A 23,022-nucleotide genomic window follows, 5' to 3' on the forward strand; every position below is an offset into this window, starting at 1 on the left:
ACTTGATCTATGACGCCGGAAGATCAACAATTGTCTCTGCCGGCATTTTTTTTACCGGCTTGTCAACCGCGCGCCCGGCGCCTGACGTTAATGAACTCAGAATCAAGCTGAAACGGCGCAATCGCTGCCATCCACCACGAATAGGGGAACACCATGAAAACGAAAATCATTGCTGTCATGTTATGCGCGCTTGCACTGGCAGGCACCACCGGCGCCGCCAGCGCCAAAGGCTGCCTGAAAGGCGCTGCGGTAGGCGGCGTGGCGGGGCACTATGCCGGTCATCATGCTGTGGTTGGCGCTATCGGCGGCTGCGTGGTCGGACGGCACCTGGCCAATAAAAAAGCGGCCGACCAGGCTGCGGCGGCGCATGCGGCAGCCCCTGCTGCGCAGCCGGCCCCAGCCAAGTAAGCAACTGTCTGGCCGCGCCAGGGCCGCAAACGGCCTTGGCGCGCTGCCGGCAGCAAGCCCGCGCCGACTTGTTTCGCGCGGGCTTGTTTTTTAGCGCCTGCAGCAAAGCGAGCTTGTCGGCATAATGATCGCCCCTGCACCTACTTCGGGCCACATGAAATTCCTCGCCATCTGCGGCAGCCTGCGCGCTGCCTCGCATAATTCCGCCCTGCTGCGCGCCATGGCGCGCCTGGCGCCGGCCGCAACCAGCATCGAGCTGTATCGCGGCCTGGGCGACCTGCCGCTGTTCAATCCTGACATCGAAGCCAGCGATCCGGCGCCGGTGGCGGCGCTGCGCGCCCGCATCATAGCCGCCGACGCCCTGCTGATCGCCAGCCCTGAATATGCGCACGGCATCACCGGTGCGATGAAGAATGCGCTGGACTGGATGGTCGGCTGCGAAGCTTTCGTGCACAAGCCGGTGGCGTTGCTCAACGCTTCGCCGCGGGCAACGCACGCACAGGCATCACTAAGAGAAATAGTGACGATGATGTCGGCGCAGATCGTCGAAGAGGCATCGGTCACCGTGCCGGTCCTGGGCTCTGGACTGAGCGAAGAACAGATCGCCGCCCACCCCGAAATTTCCGCGCTGCTGCGTACCGCGCTGGCGGCCTTGCGGGCTGCGGTGGCGGCTGGCGGCACACAGCAGCGCTAGCGTTTAGCTTGTATGATTCAGCATCGCCATCGCCTCAAAAGGAAAGCACGCTATGCCATATGTAAATATTCAAATCACCAAGGGCGCCAGCCGCCAGCAGAAGGAAGAGCTGGTCAAGGACGTCACCGCTTCGCTGGTGCGGGTGCTGGGTAAAAAGCCCGAGCAGACCCATATCGTGATCCAGGAAATCAACGAGGACGACTGGGGCTTCGGCGGCATGCTGTCCGACGACTACAAGAAACTGCACGGCTGACGCTGCAGCGGCATCCCGGTCCGCCGGGATAGCGCGCCTGCCGGTCTAGCGGAACGCCAGCAGCAAGGCCAGCGCAAGCGCGGCCGGCAAAGCTTGAATGAACAGAATCTTGCGGCCCACCGTGATGGCGCCGAAGATGCCGGCGACGATCACGCAGGCGAGGAAAAAAACCTTAATCGACAAGCCAGCTTCGCCCAGGCAGATGCCCCACGCCAGGCCTGCGGCCAGGAAGCCGTTGTACAGGCCCTGGTTGGCGGCCAGCGCCTTGGACGCGGAAGCGAACTCTGGCGTCAACTTGAAAGTCTTGCGGCCGAACGGCTTATCCCACAAGAACATTTCGAGCACCAGGAAATACACGTGCAGTAGAGCGACCAGGGCGATCAGCAGGTTGGCGATAGTATTCAAGAAGAGCTCCCTATTGTTGATATTTGATATTTAATATTTGATATTCGATTTATCGATGCCGCGCAGCCGCAGGCCGGCGGACCGGCAAGCTGCGGCTGCCGGATTTTCCCTGCGCTCATCCGCTCAGGATTTCGCTGCTGCCTGGCCGGCGAGCTGCGCTGACAGCTCTGCATCCAGGGCCGTCACCCGCTGCACCGCCGGGCGGGCATTGATCCGGTCGATATAGGCCTGGATCACCGGCGACATCGGCACTATCTGGAAACCGGTGGTCCAGGTCAGCGCCGTGCCCCACAGGATATCGGCGGCGCTGAACTTCTCGCCTAGCATGTACGGCCCCTGCTGCAACTGGTCGGTGAGCGTCTTGAGCATGGTGTCGAAATCGCCGTAGGGACAGGTCGATGGCGATGCCGGCGGATTCTTCTGCGCGCGGTCGACCACCGCCGGCTCAAAACAAGAACCGTAGTAGACCATCCAGCGCAGGTAAGGGCCGCGCAAGGGATCGTCGAGCGCCGGCGCCAAGCCCTTGTCCATGTAGAGATCCGCCAGGTACAGGAAGACAGCGCCTTGTTCCGTGATGAGAGCATCGCCATGCCTGATCGCCGGCACCTTTCCCATCGGATTGATCGCCAGGTAAGCGGCGCTGCGCTGCTCGCCGGCTTTGATGTTGAGGGCGTGCAGTTCATAGTCTGCGCCCAGCTCTTCCAGCAGGATACGGGTGCCCTTGGAGCGCGTGTTCGGGCAATGAAAAAACGTGATGCGGCGAGTCTCTGTCATGGCGCTTTCCTCTTGATTTTAAGCGGCGGTGGGAACGCCTAATATATATCAAGGAGCAGTGACACATTAAGAAACAAATCCTTCTTATTTTCCCGCAGCGGTAGTCGAAATCCTCTATTTTTAGGAAAGGAAAATCATTCTCTTAGCTTAATGACAAGCTGATCGCAGTGGTTTCCAGCGCCTTCGGCAGCTTCGTAAATTCCCATTTCTCATAGGTAAATCACATCAAGGGCAGCGCCGATGGCGCGCATTCCTCCCCGTTTGCTCCCCTGTAAATGAGCGGTGAAAAGTGTAAGTAAATGCACAGGACACATTATTCCGGACCTGGCTTCGTACAATCGTTAGCACTGAACTCATTCAGGAGCGCATATGAAACAGCAACTCAGCATCGCAGCGATCATCGCCGGACACTTCTCGTCTTTCGTGAACCCCTCGCAAAAAAGCCGAGGCGGGCCTATCCCGGCCGGTCCCAGCGTCATTCTCAGGAATCCGCCGCCGCCAGCCAAGCAGGAAGCCGAACCGCACGCGCGCGCCGGGCTGGTATGGAGCCCTGGTTTCTGGGATTACGTCGATGGCTGGTATGTATGGGAAGCCGGCCACTGGGAACTGGCGCGCGCCGACCAGCATTACCTGAAGCCGGGCTGGCACAAAGTCATCCATGGCTGGAAGCTGCAACGCGGCGAATGGCGCGCGGCAACGGCGAGCTTTATCCGCAACAGCGCGAAGGCCAAGGAACAGGAAGACAAGCCGGGCCAGCATTACGATCCGCTGGCGGCATTCCGCTAGACCGAAGCAACGCCGCAGCACGGTCTGCCTTTACAAAAATCGCCACGCTGTGGCGATTTTTTTCGCCTGAAATATATCCTATCCCGCCCGTTTCAGCAGCCCGTGCGAGCGGCTGCGTTCCTGGCAGCGGAAGCAGATCCAGCGCCGGGATTTATTGCGCATCACAAAATCGCCTTCCGCTACCGCCACTTCACCCTGATGGTGCGAACAATAGCGTTTGCCGGTCACGTTTGCGGTGGCCTGGGTAACCAGCGCCAGCCGGTCTTGTCGCTGCAGATATGCGGTCATTGCTGAATCTTCCTTCTACAAATGCTTGCCTGCTCCGCCCCTCTGAATGCAGGCCTGACAGGGCTATTTCCCAAACGGATTGATATTCACGGCATCTTTTGGCGGGCCCGACGCCACGCCTGGAGCACTGTTCTTGTCCTGCGCCGCGACGACGCCGTGCTTTGCCGCGCCTGAATCGTCGGCTGCCCACACGGCATAGATGCTGCCCAGACCCAACGCAAGCGCCGCGGCAAGCCAGGCCAGATTCGATTTATTCATGTCGATTCTCCGTACGCCATCGCAATTCTGTCAAACCATCCTTTTTTTTCCGATCCATTTATTGCGGCTGCGTCGCCGCTGCGGACCGGAATGCCCGCAGCGGCGATGTCCTGCTCAACTTCTATAAAAAACCCGGACAGGCGCTTTGCCGATCAACGCGCAAAATCCGAGGTTTTCTTGACGAAGGCATTCAGGTTGGCGATGTTCAAGCTGCCGAAACCTGTAGTTGCATCCCAGCCCTTGGCGGCCTTGTAGCCGTAGGAGCTGCTGGCGCCGTTGGTGCCCGAAATGACGTCGTGCAGCAGCGAAGCATTGGCAGCCAATGGGAAATACTTGTAGAAGCTGGCTGCCGGGAAGCCCAGGCCGTTGGCGTTGGCCGATTGCAAGCGTGCCCAGACGCCGGTGAAGATCGGTGCTGCCAGGCTGGTGCCGCCTACCGTGCCGGTCTGGCCGTTGTAGTAGATGGTGGCGCCGCTGGCGCTGGCGGCATCAAAAGCGATGTCCGGCAAACCGCGGGTCGTCTTGCCGGCGGTGACCACGCCCTTCTGGTAGCTAGGTATCGCTTCGTACTTGCTGAAGCCGCCGCCGGTTGCCCACAGACGCTTGGTAGGATCGGAATCGCCCTGGGCATCATAGACGCCGATCGGGCTCAGGCCTTCGTTCCACACGGTTTCGCTGCTGTAGGCGCCGGCATTGGTGTACAAGGTGGTGCCGCCGACGGCGATCACGTAGGGCGAGCTGGCCGGTTCGCTGACGTCATAGGTCGACTTGTTTGTCGGTACGCCTGGCGCACCTGAAATCGAACTGGTCTGGCAGTTGTAGGTGCCGGCGTCGCCCGTGGAAATCGAGAAGGTCTGGCCTTGCGCCACCGCCTGCTTGAAGACATTGTCATCGGCTGCCTGGGTGCCGGTGCTGTGCGTATCCGCTTCGCAGCCGCCGAGCGAGACGTTGATGACTTTCGCCAGGTTGTCAGTCACCGCCTTGTTATAGGAAGTGGTGATGCTGCTGAACTGCATGTCTGGCGATGCGTAGAAAATCAGTTTCTTGACGCCGCCGGAAGTGCCGGTGATGGTCTGGCTGTCCAGGTTCCACTCGACCTGGCCGGAAGTATCGCTGTAATCGCTGCCGGCAGGACCGGTCTGCACCACCGCTGTATTGACGGTTGCCAGGCCCTTGGCGGTAGTGAACGCCTTCAGGTCGGTAATGGTCGGCGAGATATCGCCTTCGGAGATGATGCCGACCGTGGTGTTGGAGGCGGTAGGCGTGCTGCCGGCGTTGTAGATCGCAGGGAATTGCGCAGGGCTGTGCGGTGTCGCCACCGGCGTTGCGGCTGGCGTGACCTTGGCTTGCACCGCGCTGCCTGGCGCGGCATCCAGCACGAAGCGATGATGGGTCTGCGCCAGCGCGACGTTTTGCAGGCCCAGCACCGAACCGACGATGTTGCTCAGGGCGGCTGGCACTTGTGCGGCGTCGGTATTGGCGAAGACATTGCGGCCATCTTGCTGGAAGCGTTTCAGCGAGGTACGGAAACCGGTTTGCACAGTCGCCGCAGTGCCGTCGGCCGAAACCAGTTGGCGGTTAGGCGAGACGGTGATGTTGATGAAACCCGATTTGCTCAGATGCGCCACCACGGCAGCCACATCTTTTTCGGTCGGCGCAAATTTTTCAGCGAATTGCGCTGGCGTCAGGAACTTGCCGTAGGAAGCGCTGCCAGGGGTATGCAGGTCTTGCAGGAACTGATCCAGCTTGGCTTCGTTGCGCAGGTTCAGGCTCAGCGTGACATGCACCGGCTCGCCTTGCGCCAGCTGCATGGCGGATTCTGCCGGCGTTGCGACGCTGGCGTCGACCGCCAGGCTCTTTTGATTGGCCTGGACCTGGGGCAGGAAAGCCTGGGTCTTGGTGGCCACCCAAGTGCTGTTGTCAGCGACGGCAGCGTGGACGGACAAAGATGCAAACACCAGGGACAGCGCTAACGACAATGCCGAAGCCTGGGGAATCTTGGAATTTCCTGCTGTGATTCTCGATTTCATACGCTTATTCCTCTTGAATGGAACAAATGAAGGACGCCGCAGCCTTGCAGGGCGATCTGCAATGCAAAGGGTGTTGGCGCTGGAGTCTGCAACGCGGGTAGCGATGCAGCGGATAACGGTGCTAGTCCGTTAAGGGGTTGGCGACGGCGTTAACACTGCCTGTGCCGGAAGACGGAGGAAGCTGCGGCGAAAGGAACATGCGGCGCATGCAAAAGCAGGAATTTCAAATTGAGTCTGGCGCAAATCATGGGACTTCCCTCTTGAGGATTAACAGCAGCACCGATTGCTCTTTTGGAGCGAGTGCCGTGTAAAAAATCAACGCTATGCATCCTGTTCCAACAACTTCAATATGCTTTTTCGATGAATCAGAATAAATCATTTATTTCTACGTGGCAATACAAAATAAACTGATATTTTCTTCTATCGAATCGCGTATTTCGTTTGCGTTTTCCGACAGATAAAACCTTATTTCATCGACTGTTTTACATATGCTAGTGCAGTGTTTTGCAGATAATGGCACTTCAGAAACGGCATCTTTTCACGCCATGCGTCGTTGCGAATCCTCGCGATAGTCCCGCTATCGCTCCGGTTCGCGCCTGGCCTGGCATGAAAATCCACCATTTCTGAAGCGCCATTACCTACAAAACACTACACTGGAACAAGCGGGCGCCGGCAGCGCCAACAGCTGGAAAAAAAACGTTCCGCCCGCGGGGAGCAGGCGGAACAAACGGCGGGAGCACCGAGGATATTGGGCCAAACACATGTCTTGGCAAAGACATGCTTGCTGTATTCGTCTCCGTAAAAATCGGCTGGATTCTTCTCGCACAAGCAGATTCCTGGCCGATGATTTACTGGTTAGTTCTTATCGTTTTCTTATAAGCGCCGCAGAGGCGTCAATTGAATATAAAACATCAAATTCCTGCCCCTTGAATATCTGCGGTCCTATGAAAAATTTCTCATATACATACAGGTCTGTATAGTTTGTGAGGCTAATAATATGACAGCCGCCGGCACATGTAAACAGAATTTATTAGAGCCTTTTGTCTGCCTTGAGTAATTTAGTTGGCATCTGATAAAGCTCGAATGTGCACACCGAAATTCCAATGTCAAACGATGCGCCGCATGATTGATGCAGCTGGAATCCGGCTGCAGGATGGGAGATTGCGATGTTATCGCTAACGACAAGTATATTTTCATCCCCCGGGAAACTCCGGCGTCCATTGCGGAAAAGACGAAATTATTCAGTTAAATGCGGCGCGATATCCCGCTCCGGATGTTACATGGCGACGTGCATTTATTTTGCCAGCCGCGCGACAAATATCGAACGCGGCAGGCTCGCCCATAATGTGGCAGCGACGATCAGCGCGCCGCCGATCCAGGACAAGAGGCTGAGCTGCTCGCCCAGCCAGAAGGCGGCGAACAGCGCGCCGAACACCGGCTCGCTTCCCATCAACAGGGAAACCCGGGTGGGATCGCTCTGGCGGACAGCGTAGTTTTGCGCAAAGAAGGCAAAGATGGTGCAACACAAAACCAGGTACAGCGTCGCTATCCAGAAGCCGGCAGCGCTTGGCAGGGACGGCAGCCCGCCTTGCAGGAACAAGGTGGCAAGCAGCAGGCAGCCAAGCCCGACCACGCCGGCTTGCACAGCCGTCAGCGCCAGCGTCGACATGCTCCGGTTTTGCGTCAGGCGCTTGGTCATGCACACCATGAAAGCGCGCAGCACGGCGGCGGCCAGCATCAGGCCGTCGCCCAGATTGAATGTCAAACTGCTGCCGTAAGTCAGCAGCCAGGTGCCGAAAAGCGAGACAAACGCCATCAGGAAAGCGCTGCCGCTTGGGCGCCGCGCCATCACCAGCCATTCGACAAGTGGCGTAAATACGACACACAGGCTGATCAGGAAAGCCGCATTGGACGCCTTGGTCAGCGCTACGCCAAAGGTTTCGCATGTCAATATCGCAAGCAAGATCGCCCCTAGCGGCAATCCCGCGCGCAAGGCCGCCCTGCCGTGCGGCTGCATCAGCCGACGCAGGCTGGGCAGCAATAGCAGAAACGTCATGCCGAAGCGCAGTGCCAGCAAGCCCAGCACCGGATAAAAAGCCAGGGCCTGTTTGGCAACACCGTAGCTGCTGCCCCAGACCACTGCGACCAGCAACAGCAGCAAGTCGGCGATCCAGATTTTCTTTGTTGGCGAGGCGGGAGGAGATGTCGGCAATTGCATTTACTCTGGCTGGGGCCGCCGGCGGCGACGGCGCGATCGGTGGAAAAAAAAGTTCCGTCCGGCGTGGGGGCCGGACGGAACCAAAGGCAAATCGCCTAGGATAAAACGGCAAGTCAGGAGAATAATCAGCGTACTCTGCGCCAGCGCTTATTATGTTTTACCTGGGCAAATACGATAACCTATCGGCTCGGAACAACACTTGTACCCAACGGGAATAAATGAGCAATCATCGATACATCAAGCTGATGCCGGATATGGCGGTGTTCGTGCGCGTGGTGGAAACCGGCAGTTTCTCTGCCGCGGCGTCGGAGCTGGGCATGACGCCCTCGGCTGTCAGCCGCCAGGTGTCGCGGCTGGAACAGGCCCTGGCGGTCAGGCTGCTGGAGCGCACCACCCGCAAGCTGCGCCTGAGCGAATCCGGCAATGAGGCTTTCCAGCGCTGCCAGGAAATGGTCAACGCCGCCAAGGCGGCGATGGAGGTTGCCGACAAGTTCGTGGCGGCGCCGCGCGGCCTGCTGCGGGTCGGCATGCCGAAGGCCTTCGGCAAGGCGGTAGTGGCGCCTCTGGTGCCGGGGTTCCTGGAAAAATATCCGCAAGTCGATATGCAATTGATCCTCAACGATCGCCAGTTGAACCTGCTCGACGACGATGCCGACCTGGTGATCCAGATCACCCGCAATCCGGTTGAAGGACTGGCGGCGCGGCCGCTGATGTCGGTGGCGCAGGTGCTGTGCGCGACCCCCGAATACCTGGCGCGGCATGGCACGCCGCGCCAGCCGCAAGACTTGTGCGGCCACAGCTGCCTGTCGCTGGGAGAAACCCCGGGCGACGCCGACTGGCGCTTCCTGCGCAAGGGCGAAGCCACCATCGTCAGGATCAGCGGCCGCTACGTCGTCAACCACAGCGAAGCGCGGCTGCAAGGCGTGCTGCAGCACCTGGGGATCGCCTGCCTGCCCTACTTCACGGCGCGCGGGGCGATCGAACAAGGCTTGGTGAAAGTGCTGCTGAGCGAGTGGGAATTCGTCTCCGCCTACCAGGGTACGGCCTACATACAATATCTGCCGACGCGTTATCTGGCGCCCAAGATGCGGGTGTTCATCGATTATCTTGTGCAGCATCTGGCAGCAGACCTGAAGCCGGCGGAACGGCCGCGGCTGGCGGCCGGCACATGACGCTTGCCTGTCTGCGCCGACAGCTGCTGTTGCCGGCTTGCCTGTACGCGCTGAGCGCCATCTGCAGCGCCCAACAAGTCATCGTCGACACCGGCCACACCACCGAAAAACCCGGCGCCATCGGTCCCGCCGGCAAGCGTGAATTCGACCTCAACCGCCAACTGGCCATCGCCCTGGTCACGGCCTTGCGCACCAAGGGCGTGAGCGTAACCGATGTCGCCGCGGCCGGTGCGCCGGCTTCCCTGCAAGCGCGCACCAAAGACAGCACCGGCGCCGCGCTGTTCATCTCCATCCACCATGACTCGATGCAGCAAGCCTGGCTGGACGCCGGCAGGAGCCGTGAATTTTCCGGCTACGCGCTGTTCGTTTCCGCCAGCAAGCCGTACTACGGGCGCAGCCTGGATTGCGCCAAAGACATCAGCCGCAATATGCTGGCCATCGGCGAACATCCCTCGCTGTATCACGCCACCCCGATTCGCGGCGAAAACCGGCCCTTGATCGACCGCACCCTGGGGATACACCGCTTTGACGATCTGGTGGTGCTGAAAACCGCGGAATCGCCGGCGCTGCTGATGGAGGTCGGCGTGCTGGCCAATCCCGACGAAGAACCGCGCCTCGCTACCCGGCAGTTTGCCGAGCGCGCCGCCGACGCCATCGCCAGCGGCATCCGCCAGTGCTTGCCGGCGCCGCATTGAGCGGCTGTGCATCAGACGGCCTCGACTTCGTCTGTATTGAGCGCATCGATCCGGCCAGCCGCCGGCACGTGCGGCTGGCTGAGAAAGCCGAACACCATCGCCGCCGACAGTAGCGTGATCCCGGCCAGGATGTACAGCAGGATATGGAAAGCATCGCCATAGCTCTGCACCAATAGCGCCTGGCTGGCTTGCGGGAGCAATTGCAAGGCCTGCGGCATATCGCCCATCGCCAAGCGTTGCGCCGCTTCCGCCATCCGCGGCGGCACCGAAGCCAGCAAGCCATGCAGGCGCGCTTGCACCAGCGCGGCAAGGATGGCCGCGACGATGGCCAGCGCCATGCCCTCGCCCGCTACCCGCGTTGTGCTGAAGATCCCGGTAGCCATGCCGGCCCGTTCCTTCGGCACGACGCTGACCGCCAAGCCATCCATCAAACCCCATGGCAGACTGATGCCGAACCCTATGGTCAGCATCGGCAGCAGCAGCGAAGACGGCGCCTGACCTGGAGCGATCTGCGCCAGCCACAGCAGGCCGGCGGCGCAGATCAGCAGGCCGGCGCCGCAGATCACGCCGGCGGAAATCCAGCGCGTCAGCACGCCGGCGATAAACGGCAGCGCCAGCATGGGCGCCGACAGCGCCATCATCATCTGCCCCGCCTGCATCGCGCTGCAGCCCTCGATGCCGATGAAACGCATCGGCAGCAGCACCAGCAGCACCACATAGGAATAGGCGGGAGCGGCTGCCAGGAACTGGACGCCGACGAAGCGCGGGTAGCGCAACAGCGACAGATCCAGCATCGGCCGCCGCACCCGCTTTTCGATCACGGCAAAGGCGCCCAGCAACAACAGCGAGCTGCCCAGCAGCAGCAAGGTCGGCAGGCTGTTCCAGCCGCTTTCCGGGATGCGCAGCACGCCATAGGTAAACAAGCTCAGGGCGGCGGTAAAGCTGATGGCGCCCGGCCAGTCCAGTCCGCTGGCGCCGGGATCGCGCGACTCCCTGATGCAGCGCAGGCCAGCCGCCAGCGCCAGCGCGGCAAGCGCCGCCACGCCGAGGAAGACGGAACGCCAGCCGAAGCTTTCAACCAAGGCGCCGGCCAGCACCGGCCCGAACGCCAGGCCGACGCCGAAAGTGGTGCCGAGCAAGCTGAAGGCGCGGGTGCGGGCGTGGCCGTCGAACTCTTGCGCCAGGGTCGCCACGCCGCCCGAAAAAGCAGCAGCGCCGGCCACGCCCTGCAGCGCCCGCAACAGATCGAGCCAGAGGATGTCAGGGGCCCATGCCAGCGCCAGCGAACTCAAGGCAAACGCAGCAACGCCGACGATGAACAAACGCTTGCGGCCATAACTGTCGGCCAGCGCGCCGGCCGCCATCAGGCAGCTGCCGAACGCCAGCATGAAGGCATTGGTGATCCAGTTGAGGGCGATCGGGCTGCCGCCCAGCGCCTTGGCGATCGCCGGCATCGCTACCGCAGGGCCGGTAAAACTGAGCGGCATCACCAATGCCGCCAGGCAGACTGCGCCCAGCACCAGAAATCGCTGTAGCGGGTGTCGCATTTCGTTGGAGTTTCGGGTATTGCGCATGACGGCTTCCTTTTCAGAGCTAGTGTTTTGAATGATATAGTGGCTTTAATCATGTTTAAATCACTCAAATGTCCGCTATATACGGACAAAATATCCCTAATGGAGAGCCTGCATGGATAGCCTGAGCGGCCTGGCCGCCTTCGTGCAAGCCGCCGAAACCAGCAGCTTCGTGGCGGCCGGCCGCCAGCTCGGCGTGTCGGCTTCGGCGATCGGAAAAAGCATTGCGCGGCTGGAGGCGAAGCTGGGCGTGCGCCTGTTTCACCGCAGCACGCGGCAAATCCGGCTGACCGATGAAGGCACACTGTTTTTCGAGCGCTGCCGCGGCATCCTGGACGACATTGAGGATGCGCAAAACGAGTTGCTGAAGTCCACCGAAACGCCGCGCGGACGCCTCAAGATCAGCTTGCCTGCGATCGGCTACCGGCTGCTCAGCAAGCAGCTGTCTGCCTTCATGCAAGCCTATCCGGAAGTCGAACTCGACCTCGACTTCAGCGACCGCATGGTGGATGTCATCGAAGAAGGATTCGACGCCGTGATCCGCAGCGGCAGCCTGGCCGACTCGCGCCTGATGGCGCGCACCTTGTGGCCGTACAGCTTCATGATCTGCGCCGCGCCCGGCTATCTGCACCGCCGGGGCCAGCCGCAACGGCCGCAAGACCTTCTGCAGCACGCCTGCCTGCGTTATAAATTCCTCTCCAGCAGCAAGCTGCAGGACTGGGTCCTGCGCAGCGAACATGACGCGCCCGAGCTAAGGCTGCCGGCTACCCTGACCTGCAACAACATCGAAGCCTTGCTGGCGGCCGCCATCAACGGCCTCGGCCTGGCTTACCTGCCCTCGTTCGTGGCGCAGGAAGCGCTGGCCGACGGCCGCCTGCGCACGGTGCTGGACGACTACGCAATCAGCCACGGCAGCTTCTCGGTGCTGTGGCCATCCAGCCGCCACATGCTGCCGCGCTTGCGCGTGTTTGTCGATTTCCTGCTCGCCAGCCTGCCGGCCGTTAGCGCCGATGGCGGGCCACGAAAGCGCGCAAGGCCGGATCGCGGATCTCGAGCACAGTGAAGACGCCAAGCGCATCGAGTGCGGCTATCGCTTCGACCATATGGACTTCGGCTTCCTGCCGGTCGGCGGCTGAAGCTGCCGGATCGAGAAACATCCTGGCGTTGGCCAGGAAAGCCCCGACCGTGCCTTTGCGCACGACAGCGCCATTGAATTCGCGGCTGTCGAGCTGATCGGGGAGTAAGTCTTGTGCGCGCATGATGTGCTTTCATTAGAAAAGGGACTTCAGTATGCGAGCCCCTTCCTGGCGCGGCTTGCGGGGTTAAGCCATAATGTATCGCATGCAAGCCAATCCACAACCCATGTTGGACGCCGTCCGCAGCAACGCGCAGGACGGGCCTAGCGTCATTGCGGTGACCTGCCGCAGCAATGACTTCCGCGCTACGCCGCGCCATAGCCACGCGCGCGGCCAGCTGATCGCCGCCAACAGCGGCCTGCTCACCATAGACACCGACCAGGAACGGCTGGTGGTGCCGCCCAGCCATGCGATCTGGGTGCCGCCCGGCCAGCCGCACAGCCTGCGCTCGCATGGCCCCTTCGACGGCTGGAGCGTGTATGTCGCCGCCGCGCAAATCCAGCTGCCGGCGCGCGCGCTGGTGATCCAGGTGTCCGCCCTGTTGCGCGCCGCCGTGCTGCGCGCGGCCGGCTGGTCCGCGGCAATCCAGCTTGAAGCTGCGCAAGCGCGCGTGCTGGCGGTGATCCTCGATGAGATCGCCGCCCTGCCCGGCGAGAAACTGGCGCTTCCGCTGCCGGCGGAACGCCGCCTGAAGAAAATCGCCCAGGCCATCGCCGACGATCCCGCCGACAGCCGCACTTTGCTGCAATGGGCGCAATGGGCTGCCATTGCGCCGCGCACCCTGACACGCCGCTTCGCCGCCGAAACCGGCATGCCCTTGTCCGAGTGGCGCCAGCGCGCCAGGCTGTTGCGCGCGCTGGAACTGCTGGCCGCCGGAAAGCCGGTGACCAGCATCGCGCTTGAGCTGGGCTATGACAGCCTGAGCGCCTTCATCGCCATGTTCCGCCGCGCACTGGGCGTCTCGCCAAGCAGATATCTCTCCGAAAAGGCAGATTGATTTCCTTTTTCCGAAATACACAGACGCCTTCAATTTTTACGCCGCGTTTACAGCGGCGGCATCCCTTTTTAGAGAATCTTTACGTAGCCGCTGCTAATCTGTAACTACCAAAACGACCAGTAGAATCCTTCTATGAATCAGGTAATTTCAGCAGCTTCGACATGGCATTTTTCATTGCTTCCAGAAGCAGCATCAAAAAAAATGCAAGCCGCCTTGCCTTTTCCGCTCCGCCGTCGCCAACATCTCCCCACCCAGAAAGATTTCATGATGCTCATCACGGTCGATGCGGCGTCGGTATCTGAATTGCGCCGCGTGATCGTCAGCACCTGCGGCGACCTCATGCTCTACATGCGCGTCAAGCCGGTAGACCACGCCAGCAAGATGAAATTCTGGCTGTGCCTGAACAAGAAATCGATAGACTCCGTCATCGGCAACATCATGCGCGCCCTGCCGCAGGCCGAGTTCGGCCGCATCACTCCCATGCTGCCTGCATAAGCGCCAACGCGTGCCTTCATTGCGACAAACATTCTCAATCAACTCTTACTGAAATCAGGACATCATGGCCACCTTTGAAGGCATCTGGGTTCCTCTCGTCACGCCTTTCCGCCAGGGCAAGCTGGATCTTCACGGCGCTCAGCAACTGGCATTGAGCCTGTCCGGCGCCGGTATACACGGGCTGGTAGTCTGCGGCACCACCGGCGAGGCAGCGACCTTGAATGAGCATGAGCAAGACAAGCTGCTGTGCGGCGTCCTGGAAGCGGTGCAAAACCGCTGCCCGGTGCTGATGGGCGTAAGCGGCAGCGATACCCGCGCCGTCGCTGAAAAAATCAGCCACCTGAACACGCTGCAGCCGGCCGGCTTCCTGGTCTCGGCGCCCTCCTACGTACGGCCATCGCAGGAAGGCATACGGCTCCACTTCGAAGCAGTCGCCGCCGCCGCGCACGGCCCTGTCGTGCTGTACAACATCCCCGCACGCACCGGCGTCAATATCGAGCCGGCCACGGTAATTGCGCTGGAACGCCATGCGAACATCGTCGCCATCAAGGAATGCGGCGGCAGCCTGGCGCAAACCACGGAACTGATTCATCACAGCGGCCTGAAGATCCTGTGCGGCGACGACGCCCAGCTGTTCAACACGCTTTGCCTGGGCGCGCATGGCGCGATTTCCGCCGCCGCCCATATCCGGCCGGACCTGTTCGTGCGCCTGTTCGAACTGGTGCGGGCCGGTCAGATCGAACGCGCACGCGCCCTGTTCAAGCAGCTGCTGCCGGCGATCCATCTGCTGTTTTCCGAACCCAACCCGGCGCCGGTGAAGGCCGCGCTGGCGCTGCAGGGCCATATCCAGGATGAGCTGCGCTTGCCGATGACGCCGATGTCGGCGGTCGGCCGGGTCAAGCTGGCGCGTGCGCTGGATGAGCTGATGGCGCTGCCGTTTGCGATGAAAATCGAGAAGCCGGGATTTTCCATCGGCGGCAGATCACGCCAACTGGGACTGGTGAGATGAGCCGTTCATGATCCTGACCATCGCTTCTGAACATGTCCCCAGCGCCTCAACCGATATCGCCGCTTCGCTGGCCGCCGCGATAGCACGGCGACGGGCGCGCGCCGGCCGCAATGTCTTGTTGGTTTACCAAGATCCGGAAATGCCGCAGGCCGGCTGGCTGGCGACGGCGATCAAGACCGGCGCGGAAATCCGCAGCATCGCTGCCCAGGATATCGGCGCTGAACTTGCCGCCGCCAAAAGCAGCTATCACGACATCCTGGTCCATCTGCCGAAACGCGACGACGACGGTTCGCGCGGCGCACTTGCGAACGCTGACCTGGCCTTGTTCGCCGTCAGCGCCGAGAACTGGCGCGCGGACGAAGCGCCGGCCGCCAGCATGCACACCGCCAGCGCGCTCAGGCCGGGCTTGCCGCTGGTGGCGCTGATCGACGACAGCCCGGCCGGGCAACAGCTCATGTCAACCCTGTCGGCCAGCATCGCCAGCTTGCGCTTTCTTCATTTGTCGGCGACAAAACGGGACGACGCCTCGCTCGGCGCCTTGTACCAGGCGCTCTACGGCCACTGCTGCAGCGCCTGCGCCTGAGCTGCGGCGCCTGCATTCGGGCGAAATTGCGATCGATTCGCCGCCCACGGGATAGCCCGGTGCGCGGCTGGCAAGACACAGGCGATGCACACAATGCTTGCAAAAAAAGCTTGTTAAGTGTTCAATCGCCTTATGAAAATTTCCCCTGCACTCCCTATATGGTCCATTGCGGCCCCGATAGCCGGCTGGCTTTTGCTGGGCGGCGCCAGCTTCAATCCGGGCGGCTTCTATACACTGCTGCTGGTAGCCGGCCTGCTCGGCAGCGTGCTGGCGGCGGTCTACCACGCCGAAGTGGTGGCGCACCGGGTCGGCGAACCCTACGGCACGCTGGTGCTGGCGCTGGCGGTGACCCTGATCGAGGTGGCGCTGATCGTTTCGCTGATGCTGGCCGGCGGCGAGGAAACCACCGGACTGGCGCGCGACACCGTGTTTGCCGCCATCATGATCATCCTCAACGGCATCGTCGGCATCTGCCTGCTGGTGGGCGCCAGCCGCCACCGCGAACAAAGCTTCGGCCTGCTGGGCGTGAGCGCCTCGCTGGCGACGCTGGCGGCAATTGCGGTGCTGACGCTGGTCCTGCCGAACTACACCTCAAGCGCCCTGGGGCCGTTCTACAGCAAGAGCCAGCTAGCCTTCATCGCCATCATTTCACTGATTTTGTACGGCACCTTCGTGCTGGTGCAGACCGTGCGCCACCGCGATTATTTCCTGCCGCAGGACGCCGTCGCCGATGAAGACGTGCATGCGCCGCCGCCATCCGGCAAGGTGGCTGCCGTCAGCGCCGGCCTGCTGCTGGTCTGCCTGGGCGCGGTGGTGCTGCTGGCGAAGTCGCTGGCGCCGGCGCTGGAAACCGCGGTCGCCGGCATCGGCGCGCCGAAGACCCTGGTCGGCATCATCATCGCCGCTGTGGTGCTGCTGCCGGAAGGCCTGGCGGCAGTGCGGGCGGCGCGCGCCAACCGCTTGCAGACCAGCCTCAACCTGGCGCTGGGCTCGGCGCTGGCCAGCATCGGCCTGACCATTCCGGCGGTGGCGATCGTTTCGCTGACCACCGGCCTGACGCTGTCGCTCGGGCTGGACATCAAATCCACCGTGCTGCTGCTGCTGTCCTTCATCGTCGCCACCCTGTCGCTCGGCACCGGTCGCACCACGGTGATGCAAGGCACGGTGCACCTGGTGATCTTCGCGGTCTACCTGTTCACCACGATTGTGCCTTGATCGCCTCAAAGTTCCCCGCAGTTCCATGGCGGGGTTGGCTCAAGCCAACCCCGCCGGCATGATGTCCGAAAACTTCCGACGGCGCCTACCTCCCTCGCCTGTCAAATCTCCTGACTTCTGAACACATTCGCAGCGACCGCCGCCAGCCGGGCGCCTGTTTCCTTGCTGGCGGCACCACGCTGGTGCGCCTGTTTCGCGCCAAAAGCCGTTTTCACCAAATCCGGGCGCATAGCCTTTCTTTACAGCCCTGCCAGCTCGCTCAAATTTAAGCCTGGGTATAAAAATCCCCGCTACCTGCCTTGCCAGGCCATTGGCATGCATTCTGCTATAGGCATGTGGTAGCCCCGGCACTCCGGCTCCATGCCTGCCGCCATAGGGCTCGCTGATTTCTTGTTCGATTTTGTTCTGGGTTCATGCATATTCATCGTTCGCTACAGGGAGAGAAAAATCATGTCACGTCGCACCCTTCTGAAAGCCACCGCGCTTGGCGCTTTCGCCCTTGCCGCCAGTTCCTGGCTGCCGTCCGCCTTTGCCGCGGATACCATCAAGGTAGGCGTCCTGCATTCATTGTCCGGCACCATGGCGATTTCCGAGACCTCGCTGAAAGACGTGGCCTTGATGGCCATCGACGAAATCAATGCCAACGGCGGCGTGCTGGGCAAGAAACTGGAACCGGTAGTGGTCGATCCGGCCTCCAACTGGCCGCTGTTCGCCGAGAAGGCGCGCCAGCTGATTTCGCAGGACAAGGTTTCGGTGGTGTTCGGCTGCTGGACCTCGGTATCGCGCAAATCGGTGCTGCCGGTGTTCAAGGAACTCAACAGCCTGCTGTTCTATCCGGTGCAATATGAAGGCGAAGAGCTGGAGAAAAACGTGTTCTACACCGGCGCCGCGCCGAACCAGCAAGCGATCCCCGCCACCGAATACCTGATGTCGAAAGAAGGCGGCGGCGCCAAGCGCTTCGTGCTGCTGGGCACCGATTACGTCTATCCGCGCACCACCAACAAGATCCTGCGCGCCTTCCTGCACAGCAAGGGCGTCAAGGATAGCGACATCGACGAGGTCTACACCCCGTTCGGCCATTCCGACTACCAGACCATCGTCGCCAACATCAAGAAATTCTCCGCCGGCGGCAAGACCGCGGTGATCTCCACCATCAACGGCGACTCCAACGTGCCGTTCTACAAGGAGCTGGGCAACGCCGGCCTGAAAGCCACGGACGTGCCGGTGGTAGCGTTCTCGGTCGGTGAAGAAGAACTGCGCGGCGTCGACGCCAAACCCCTGGTCGGCCACCTGGCAGCCTGGAACTATTTTGAATCGGTCAAGAATCCGGTGAATGCGGCCTTCATCAAGAAATGGAAAGCCTACGCATTAGCCAAGAACCTGCCGAACGCCGCCACCGTCGTCACCAACGATCCGATGGAAGCGACCTATGCCGGCATCTACATGTGGAAGCAGGCGGTGGAAAAAGCCAAGTCCACCGACACCGACAAAGTCATCGCCGCCATGTCCGGCCAAAAATTCAAGGCCCCGTCCGGCTATGAACTCGAAATGGACGCCACCAACCATCACCTGCACAAACCGGTGATGATCGGCGAAATCAAGGCGGATGGGCAGTTCAACGTAGTCAACAAAACCAAGACCACGATTCGCGCGCAGCCTTGGAGTCCGTATATTCCGGGGAATGAGGGCAAGCAGAAGCTTTGATGGCTGGAAGGGTTGGAGGCTTTGAAGGCGAATGCCTACCGTATGTACTCCGTGGCCCGTTAAATGGGGTCAGAGTAATTTACGGCGATAAGGCTGCCGTAAAAAAACTCTGACCCCATTTAACTGCGTGGGGTTGCGATTGTTTTTGACGTTGGGGTTGGGGTTGGGGTTGTTTTTGACGTTGGGGTTGGGGTTGTTTTTGACGTTGGGGTTGGGGTTGTTTTTGACGTTGGGGTTGGGGTTGTTTTTGACGTTGGGGTTGCCGTTGCTTTTGAATTCCGCATTGAGACGTTGCCAAATCCGGCGCGTGTCAGCCGGGAATTGTGGGAGGACATGTTTGAGCCGAAGGCGAGTTGGTCCTCCCACCCGGCTGATACGCGCTGGATTTGGGGACCAGACCGGAGGGAGGGCAACGGCTTTGCGGTCGCCTTTCTTTGCTTACTTTCTTTGGCGAAGCAAAGAAAGTGAGCGGCTGCCGGGCCGCCCCCGGCAAGCATCCACGGAGTAGCAACCGTGTTATCAACCAGCAGACCTTTCTTTGCATACTGCCGAATGTACTCCGCAGCCCGTTAAATGGGGTCAGAGTAATTTTCGGCGATAAGGCCGCCGAACAAAAACTCTGACCCCATTTAACTGCTTTTGTGGCAGCGCTATAACTGCTTTTCAGGTGGCGATAAAAAATACTGATGAAAATCTCACGAAAAATTCTTCTCGCCGTAGCTCTTTGCATGCAAGGATTGCTTGCCCATGCCGCGATCGACCCCGCGCTGCTCAAGCCGCTGGCCGGCGACGATCCCGATGCCCGCATCACCGCCGTCAACCAGATCGCGGCGCTGGCCAACGACGATGCTCTCAAGATCCTCAACGCTCTCAATACCGATACCCTCTACGCCCGGCCCGACGGCACCGTCCTGATCGTCGACGATACACAGGCCTTCAACCCCGCCACCGGCCAGACCCTGCCCACGCCGGACGACGCCGACGGCATCAGCGTCAACAACCGCCTGCGCGGCGTGGTCGAAGGCGCACTCTCGGGACTGAAGCTGTTCTCAGCCAACCGCAAGCTGCGCATCGCCGCCGCCACCGACCTCATGAAAACCGCCGATCCGGCCCAGATACCCTTGATCAGCACAGCCCTGCACAAGGAAAGCGACCCCGAGATCCAGGACATCCTGCAACAGGTCATCGCCACCGCCAACCTGCACTCGCCCGACGCCGCTACCCGCAAAGCCGCGGTGCAGACGCTGGCCGCCAGCACCAACGCCAACATCCGCCCGGCCCTGCAAAACCTGCTCAACAAGAATCCCGACGGCAGCTACATCGAAGCCGATCCCGCCGTCCGCATCGAAGCCGTGCGCACCCTGGGCGTGCTGGACCGCCACCTGGCCACGGTCGACTTCATCGGCAAAGTGTTCTACGGCGTCTCGCTCGGCAGCGTACTGCTGCTGGCCGCGCTGGGCCTGGCGATCACCTTCGGCCTGATGGGCATCATCAACATGGCGCACGGCGAACTGCTGATGATAGGCGCCTACACCACCTACATGTGCCAGCTGCTGTTCCGCCAGTACTTCCCTGCGGCGCTGGACGGCTACCTGCTGGTCGCCCTGCCGGCCGCCTTCATCGTCACCGCCGCCGTCGGCATCGTGCTGGAACGGCTGGTGCTGCGCTGGCTGTACGGCCGGCCGCTGGAAACCCTGCTCTGCACCTGGGGCATCAGCCTGATCCTGATGCAAACCGTGCGCTCGATCTTCGGCGCCCAGAATGTCGAAGTCGCCAACCCCGGCTGGATGTCGGGCGGCGTCACCGTGCTCGGTTCGCTGGTGCTGTCGTATAACCGCATCGTGATCATTTTCTTTGCGCTGTTCGTGGTGCTGGCGGTGTGGCTGATCTTGAACAAGACCCGGCTCGGCCTGTTCGTGCGCGCAGTCATGCAGAACCGCCGCATGGCGGCCTGCGTCGGCGTCTCCACCGGCAAGATCGACATGATGACCTTCGGCCTCGGCTGCGGCATCGCCGGCCTCGGCGGCGTCGCCCTGTCGCAGCTGGGCAATGTCGGCCCCGACCTCGGCCAAGGCTATATCGTCGATTCCTTCATGGTGGTGGTGCTGGGCGGCGTCGGCCAGCTGGCCGGCACCGTGATCGCCGCCTTCGGACTGGGCGAAGTCAACAAATTCCTGGAGCCGATGGCAGGCGCGGTGCTGGCCAAGATCGCGATCCTGGTGTTCATCATCGTCTTCATCCAGAAACGCCCGCAAGGCCTGTTTGCGCTGAAAGGCAGGAGCGTCGAATGAAAACCGCATCCATGCAAATTTCCATGGCGAAGACTCCATTGTTCTCGCGTCCGGCCTGGACCGGCATCGTCCTCTGCTGCGCGATCCTGGCGCTGCTGCCGATCCTCAACCTGGCCTTCCCGGCGGGCCACGCGCTGCATATCTCCAGCTACACAGTGGCCCTGGTCGGCAAGTTCATGTGCTATGCCATGGCGGCGCTGGCGCTGGACCTGGTGTGGGGCTACACCGGCATCCTCTCGCTCGGCCACGGCGTGTTCTTTGCGCTGGGCGGCTACGCCCACGGCATGTACCTGATGCGGGCCATCGGCCGCGACGGCGTCTACCAAAGCAACCTGCCGGACTTCATGGTGTTCCTCGACTGGAAGACCTATCCCTGGTTCTGGTCGCTCACCGACAACTTCTGGTATTGCATGGCGCTGGTGGTGCTGGTGCCGGGCGTGCTGGCCTTCGTGTTCGGCTACTTCGCCTTCCGCTCGCGCATCAAGGGCGTCTATTTTTCGATTATCACGCAGGCGATGACTTTCGCCTTCATGCTGCTGTTCTTCCGCAACAATACCGGCTTCGGCGGCAACAACGGCTTCACCGATTTCAAGCGCATCCTCGGCTACTCCATCACCGCGCCGTCGACCAAGGCGGCGCTGTACCTGATCACGCTGGCTTTCCTGCTCGCTGCGCTGGTATTGTGCCGCTGGATCGTGACCTCGAAACTGGGCCGCGTGCTGCAAGCGGTGCGCGACTCCGAATCGCGCCTGATGTTCATCGGCTACAACCCCTTGTGGTTCAAGCTGTTTGTCTGGACCTTGTCGGCCATCTTGTGCGGCATCGCCGGCGCCCTGTACGTGCCTCAGGTGGGCATCATCAATCCCTCCGAGATGTCGCCGGCCAATTCGATCGAAATGGTGATCTGGGCCGCGGTCGGCGGCCGCGGCTCGCTGCTCGGCCCCATCATCGGCGCCTTCTCCGTGAACGGCCTGAAGAGCTGGTTCACCGGCGCCTTCCCTGACCTTTGGCTGTATGCGCTGGGCCTGATCTTCATCCTGGTGACGCTGTTCATGCCGCAGGGGATCCTGGGATTGGCGGCGAATCTGAAAAACAAACTGAAAAGCAAACCCGCAAGCCAGCCTGAGACCGAAGCCAGCGGCAGCAAGGAGGCAGCATGAATCAGCCTGTCAACCCGCGCATCAGCCCGATCTATGATCCGGCGCAGCCGTCGGAAAAGGTCGACAACGCGCTCCACGCCGACTACGGCACCTCGTATGCGCGGATCAAGCCGGAGGGCGTCGACACTACCCACGGCGCCATCCTCTACCTGGAAAACATCACAGTCTCGTTCGACGGCTTCAAGGCGCTGAACAACCTGAACCTGGATATCTCGGTGGGCGAGCTGCGCTGCATCATCGGCCCCAACGGCGCCGGCAAGACCACCATGATGGACGTCATCACCGGCAAGACCCGGCCCAGCGCCGGCACCGCCTTCTTCGGCCAGAGCATAGATCTGACCAGGCTGACCGAATACGACATCGCCCACGCCGGCATCGGCCGCAAGTTCCAGCGGCCTACCGTATTCGAACAGCACACCGTGTTCGAGAACCTGGAGCTGGCGATGAAGATGGACAAGCGCGTCAAAAGGACGTTGCTTTCGCGCCTGAGCTCGGAACAAGTCGACAAGATCGATGCCTGCCTGCGCCTGATCCGCCTCAACGGCAACGAACGGCGGCTGGCCGGCCTGCTGTCGCACGGGCAGAAGCAATGGCTGGAAATCGGCATGCTGCTGATGCAGGAGCCGCAGCTGTTGCTGCTGGACGAACCGGTGGCCGGCATGTCCGATGCGGAAACCGCACGCACGGCGGAACTGCTCAACGAATTGCGCGGCAAGCATTCGATCATGGTGGTCGAGCACGACATGGGCTTTGTCGCCGAGATCGCGCAGGAGGGCAAGGTCACGGTGCTGCATGAAGGTTCGGTGCTGGCAGCGGGCAAGATGTCGGAAGTCCAGGCCGACGAACGGGTAATCGAAGTCTATCTTGGGCGCTAGCACAA

24 protein-coding genes are annotated in these 23,022 nt (G+C 61.2%); 16 read left to right on the top strand and 8 right to left on the bottom strand.

Annotation, left to right across the window (positions count from 1 at the left end):
• Positions 1-153 precede the first annotated feature (153 nt).
• From KHU30_RS07785 to KHU30_RS07795, 3 genes are all read left to right on the top strand, one after another.
• Positions 154-408 (top strand): hypothetical protein, encoded by a 255-nt coding sequence (locus tag KHU30_RS07785; protein WP_211441974.1) that lies wholly within the window; start codon positions 154-156, stop codon positions 406-408.
• A gap of 154 nt (positions 409-562) precedes the next feature.
• Entirely contained in the window at positions 563-1,102 is a 540-nt protein-coding gene (locus KHU30_RS07790) for an NADPH-dependent FMN reductase (protein WP_230427229.1), read from the top strand.
• Positions 1,103-1,154: 52 nt separating this feature from the next.
• On the top strand, positions 1,155-1,355 hold the full coding sequence (locus KHU30_RS07795; protein WP_038487586.1) for a tautomerase family protein: 201 nt from the start codon (positions 1,155-1,157) through the stop codon (positions 1,353-1,355).
• A 45-nt stretch (positions 1,356-1,400) separates the two neighbouring features.
• Here the strand turns inward: KHU30_RS07795 and KHU30_RS07800 are convergent, their stop codons facing one another.
• Together KHU30_RS07800 and KHU30_RS07805 are read right to left on the bottom strand one after the other, a co-directional pair.
• Positions 1,401-1,760: a DUF1304 domain-containing protein gene (locus tag KHU30_RS07800; protein ID WP_230411338.1), complete on the bottom strand. Its 360-nt coding sequence runs from the start codon at positions 1,758-1,760 to the stop codon at positions 1,401-1,403.
• Between the two features lie 123 nt (positions 1,761-1,883).
• A complete protein-coding gene (locus KHU30_RS07805; RefSeq protein WP_211441976.1) occupies positions 1,884-2,534 on the bottom strand; it encodes a glutathione S-transferase family protein in 651 nt (216 codons plus the stop codon).
• Positions 2,535-2,903: 369 nt separating this feature from the next.
• Here KHU30_RS07805 and KHU30_RS07810 point away from each other — a divergent pair, with 369 nt between their 5' ends.
• On the top strand, positions 2,904-3,320 hold the full coding sequence (locus KHU30_RS07810) for a hypothetical protein (RefSeq protein ID WP_211441977.1): 417 nt from the start codon (positions 2,904-2,906) through the stop codon (positions 3,318-3,320).
• A gap of 78 nt (positions 3,321-3,398) precedes the next feature.
• On the opposite strand, the gene KHU30_RS07815 is transcribed toward KHU30_RS07810, so the two are convergent.
• The 4 genes from KHU30_RS07815 to KHU30_RS07830 form a co-directional block, all read right to left on the bottom strand.
• A complete protein-coding gene (locus KHU30_RS07815) occupies positions 3,399-3,608 on the bottom strand; it encodes a hypothetical protein (protein ID WP_098496297.1) in 210 nt (69 codons plus the stop codon).
• A gap of 63 nt (positions 3,609-3,671) precedes the next feature.
• Entirely contained in the window at positions 3,672-3,866 is a 195-nt protein-coding gene (locus KHU30_RS07820; protein WP_211441978.1) for a hypothetical protein, read from the bottom strand.
• Between the two features lie 152 nt (positions 3,867-4,018).
• Entirely contained in the window at positions 4,019-5,896 is a 1,878-nt protein-coding gene (locus tag KHU30_RS07825) for a S53 family peptidase (RefSeq protein WP_211441979.1), read from the bottom strand.
• A gap of 1,294 nt (positions 5,897-7,190) precedes the next feature.
• The gene (locus tag KHU30_RS07830) at positions 7,191-8,114 is read right to left on the bottom strand and encodes a DMT family transporter (protein WP_211441980.1); all 924 of its coding nucleotides are present in this window, start codon (positions 8,112-8,114) and stop codon (positions 7,191-7,193) included.
• A gap of 218 nt (positions 8,115-8,332) precedes the next feature.
• On the opposite strand from KHU30_RS07830, the gene KHU30_RS07835 reads away from it, so the two are divergent.
• Positions 8,333-9,286, top strand: a complete 954-nt coding sequence (locus KHU30_RS07835) for a LysR family transcriptional regulator (RefSeq protein WP_211441981.1) — start codon at positions 8,333-8,335, stop codon at positions 9,284-9,286.
• Positions 9,283-9,981, top strand: a complete 699-nt coding sequence (locus KHU30_RS07840) for an N-acetylmuramoyl-L-alanine amidase (RefSeq protein WP_211441982.1) — start codon at positions 9,283-9,285, stop codon at positions 9,979-9,981. The genes KHU30_RS07835 and KHU30_RS07840 overlap by 4 nt, the downstream gene beginning before the upstream one ends.
• Positions 9,982-9,992: 11 nt before the next feature.
• On the opposite strand, the gene KHU30_RS07845 is transcribed toward KHU30_RS07840, so the two are convergent.
• A complete protein-coding gene (locus KHU30_RS07845) occupies positions 9,993-11,555 on the bottom strand; it encodes an MFS transporter (RefSeq protein ID WP_230427230.1) in 1,563 nt (520 codons plus the stop codon).
• 112 nt (positions 11,556-11,667) lie between these two features.
• On the opposite strand from KHU30_RS07845, the gene KHU30_RS07850 reads away from it, so the two are divergent.
• Positions 11,668-12,615: a LysR family transcriptional regulator gene (locus tag KHU30_RS07850; protein ID WP_211441983.1), complete on the top strand. Its 948-nt coding sequence runs from the start codon at positions 11,668-11,670 to the stop codon at positions 12,613-12,615.
• On the opposite strand, the gene KHU30_RS07855 is transcribed toward KHU30_RS07850, so the two are convergent.
• The gene (locus tag KHU30_RS07855; protein ID WP_211441984.1) at positions 12,554-12,811 is read right to left on the bottom strand and encodes a hypothetical protein; all 258 of its coding nucleotides are present in this window, start codon (positions 12,809-12,811) and stop codon (positions 12,554-12,556) included. The two genes, KHU30_RS07850 and KHU30_RS07855, sit on opposite strands and share 62 nt — an antisense overlap.
• Before the next feature lie 103 nt (positions 12,812-12,914).
• Here KHU30_RS07855 and KHU30_RS07860 point away from each other — a divergent pair, with 103 nt between their 5' ends.
• The 9 genes from KHU30_RS07860 to urtD all read left to right on the top strand — a co-directional run bounded on the left by KHU30_RS07860 (position 12,915) and on the right by urtD (position 23,017).
• Positions 12,915-13,685, top strand: coding sequence for an AraC family transcriptional regulator (locus KHU30_RS07860; protein WP_230427231.1), 771 nt, complete (start codon positions 12,915-12,917; stop codon positions 13,683-13,685).
• A 264-nt stretch (positions 13,686-13,949) separates the two neighbouring features.
• The gene (locus KHU30_RS07865; RefSeq protein ID WP_230411340.1) at positions 13,950-14,180 is read left to right on the top strand and encodes a hypothetical protein; all 231 of its coding nucleotides are present in this window, start codon (positions 13,950-13,952) and stop codon (positions 14,178-14,180) included.
• Between the two features lie 64 nt (positions 14,181-14,244).
• A complete protein-coding gene (dapA, locus tag KHU30_RS07870; RefSeq protein WP_211441986.1) occupies positions 14,245-15,189 on the top strand; it encodes a 4-hydroxy-tetrahydrodipicolinate synthase in 945 nt (314 codons plus the stop codon).
• Positions 15,190-15,196: 7 nt separating this feature from the next.
• Positions 15,197-15,772 carry a hypothetical protein gene (locus KHU30_RS07875; protein WP_211441987.1) on the top strand — a complete coding sequence of 192 codons (576 nt, stop codon included), beginning with the start codon at positions 15,197-15,199 and terminating at the stop codon, positions 15,770-15,772.
• 132 nt (positions 15,773-15,904) lie between these two features.
• A complete protein-coding gene (locus KHU30_RS07880) occupies positions 15,905-16,987 on the top strand; it encodes a calcium:proton antiporter (RefSeq protein WP_211441988.1) in 1,083 nt (360 codons plus the stop codon).
• Positions 16,988-17,437: 450 nt separating this feature from the next.
• Entirely contained in the window at positions 17,438-18,691 is a 1,254-nt protein-coding gene (gene urtA, locus KHU30_RS07885) for an urea ABC transporter substrate-binding protein (RefSeq protein WP_211441989.1), read from the top strand.
• A gap of 728 nt (positions 18,692-19,419) precedes the next feature.
• On the top strand, positions 19,420-20,982 hold the full coding sequence (urtB, locus tag KHU30_RS07890) for an urea ABC transporter permease subunit UrtB (RefSeq protein ID WP_407928029.1): 1,563 nt from the start codon (positions 19,420-19,422) through the stop codon (positions 20,980-20,982).
• Positions 20,979-22,142, top strand: a complete 1,164-nt coding sequence (gene urtC, locus KHU30_RS07895) for an urea ABC transporter permease subunit UrtC (RefSeq protein ID WP_211441991.1) — start codon at positions 20,979-20,981, stop codon at positions 22,140-22,142. Before urtB ends, urtC begins: the two co-directional genes overlap by 4 nt.
• The gene (gene urtD, locus KHU30_RS07900; protein ID WP_211441992.1) at positions 22,139-23,017 is read left to right on the top strand and encodes an urea ABC transporter ATP-binding protein UrtD; all 879 of its coding nucleotides are present in this window, start codon (positions 22,139-22,141) and stop codon (positions 23,015-23,017) included. Before urtC ends, urtD begins: the two co-directional genes overlap by 4 nt.
• Positions 23,018-23,022 lie beyond the last annotated feature (5 nt).

The organism is Collimonas humicola (genome assembly GCF_018304945.1).
Lineage (GTDB): Bacteria > Pseudomonadota > Gammaproteobacteria > Burkholderiales > Burkholderiaceae_D > Collimonas > Collimonas humicola.

Coding starts and splice junctions, on each gene's coding strand:
- KHU30_RS07840 (WP_211441982.1), top strand. CDS start 9,283: ATGACGCTTGCCTGTCTGCGCCGACAGCTGCTGTTGCCGGCTTGCCTG.
- KHU30_RS07850 (WP_211441983.1), top strand. CDS start 11,668: ATGGATAGCCTGAGCGGCCTGGCCGCCTTCGTGCAAGCCGCCGAAACC.
- KHU30_RS07825 (WP_211441979.1), bottom strand. CDS start 5,896: ATGAAATCGAGAATCACAGCAGGAAATTCCAAGATTCCCCAGGCTTCG.
- KHU30_RS07860 (WP_230427231.1), top strand. CDS start 12,915: ATGTTGGACGCCGTCCGCAGCAACGCGCAGGACGGGCCTAGCGTCATT.
- KHU30_RS07875 (WP_211441987.1), top strand. CDS start 15,197: ATGATCCTGACCATCGCTTCTGAACATGTCCCCAGCGCCTCAACCGAT.
- KHU30_RS07855 (WP_211441984.1), bottom strand. CDS start 12,811: ATGCGCGCACAAGACTTACTCCCCGATCAGCTCGACAGCCGCGAATTC.
- urtD (WP_211441992.1), top strand. CDS start 22,139: ATGAATCAGCCTGTCAACCCGCGCATCAGCCCGATCTATGATCCGGCG.
- KHU30_RS07830 (WP_211441980.1), bottom strand. CDS start 8,114: ATGCAATTGCCGACATCTCCTCCCGCCTCGCCAACAAAGAAAATCTGG.
- KHU30_RS07795 (WP_038487586.1), top strand. CDS start 1,155: ATGCCATATGTAAATATTCAAATCACCAAGGGCGCCAGCCGCCAGCAG.
- urtA (WP_211441989.1), top strand. CDS start 17,438: ATGTCACGTCGCACCCTTCTGAAAGCCACCGCGCTTGGCGCTTTCGCC.
- KHU30_RS07790 (WP_230427229.1), top strand. CDS start 563: ATGAAATTCCTCGCCATCTGCGGCAGCCTGCGCGCTGCCTCGCATAAT.
- KHU30_RS07785 (WP_211441974.1), top strand. CDS start 154: ATGAAAACGAAAATCATTGCTGTCATGTTATGCGCGCTTGCACTGGCA.
- urtB (WP_407928029.1), top strand. CDS start 19,420: ATGCAAGGATTGCTTGCCCATGCCGCGATCGACCCCGCGCTGCTCAAG.
- KHU30_RS07820 (WP_211441978.1), bottom strand. CDS start 3,866: ATGAATAAATCGAATCTGGCCTGGCTTGCCGCGGCGCTTGCGTTGGGT.
- urtC (WP_211441991.1), top strand. CDS start 20,979: ATGAAAACCGCATCCATGCAAATTTCCATGGCGAAGACTCCATTGTTC.
- KHU30_RS07835 (WP_211441981.1), top strand. CDS start 8,333: ATGAGCAATCATCGATACATCAAGCTGATGCCGGATATGGCGGTGTTC.
- KHU30_RS07845 (WP_230427230.1), bottom strand. CDS start 11,555: ATGCGCAATACCCGAAACTCCAACGAAATGCGACACCCGCTACAGCGA.
- dapA (WP_211441986.1), top strand. CDS start 14,245: ATGGCCACCTTTGAAGGCATCTGGGTTCCTCTCGTCACGCCTTTCCGC.
- KHU30_RS07880 (WP_211441988.1), top strand. CDS start 15,905: ATGAAAATTTCCCCTGCACTCCCTATATGGTCCATTGCGGCCCCGATA.
- KHU30_RS07805 (WP_211441976.1), bottom strand. CDS start 2,534: ATGACAGAGACTCGCCGCATCACGTTTTTTCATTGCCCGAACACGCGC.
- KHU30_RS07810 (WP_211441977.1), top strand. CDS start 2,904: ATGAAACAGCAACTCAGCATCGCAGCGATCATCGCCGGACACTTCTCG.
- KHU30_RS07815 (WP_098496297.1), bottom strand. CDS start 3,608: ATGACCGCATATCTGCAGCGACAAGACCGGCTGGCGCTGGTTACCCAG.
- KHU30_RS07865 (WP_230411340.1), top strand. CDS start 13,950: ATGATGCTCATCACGGTCGATGCGGCGTCGGTATCTGAATTGCGCCGC.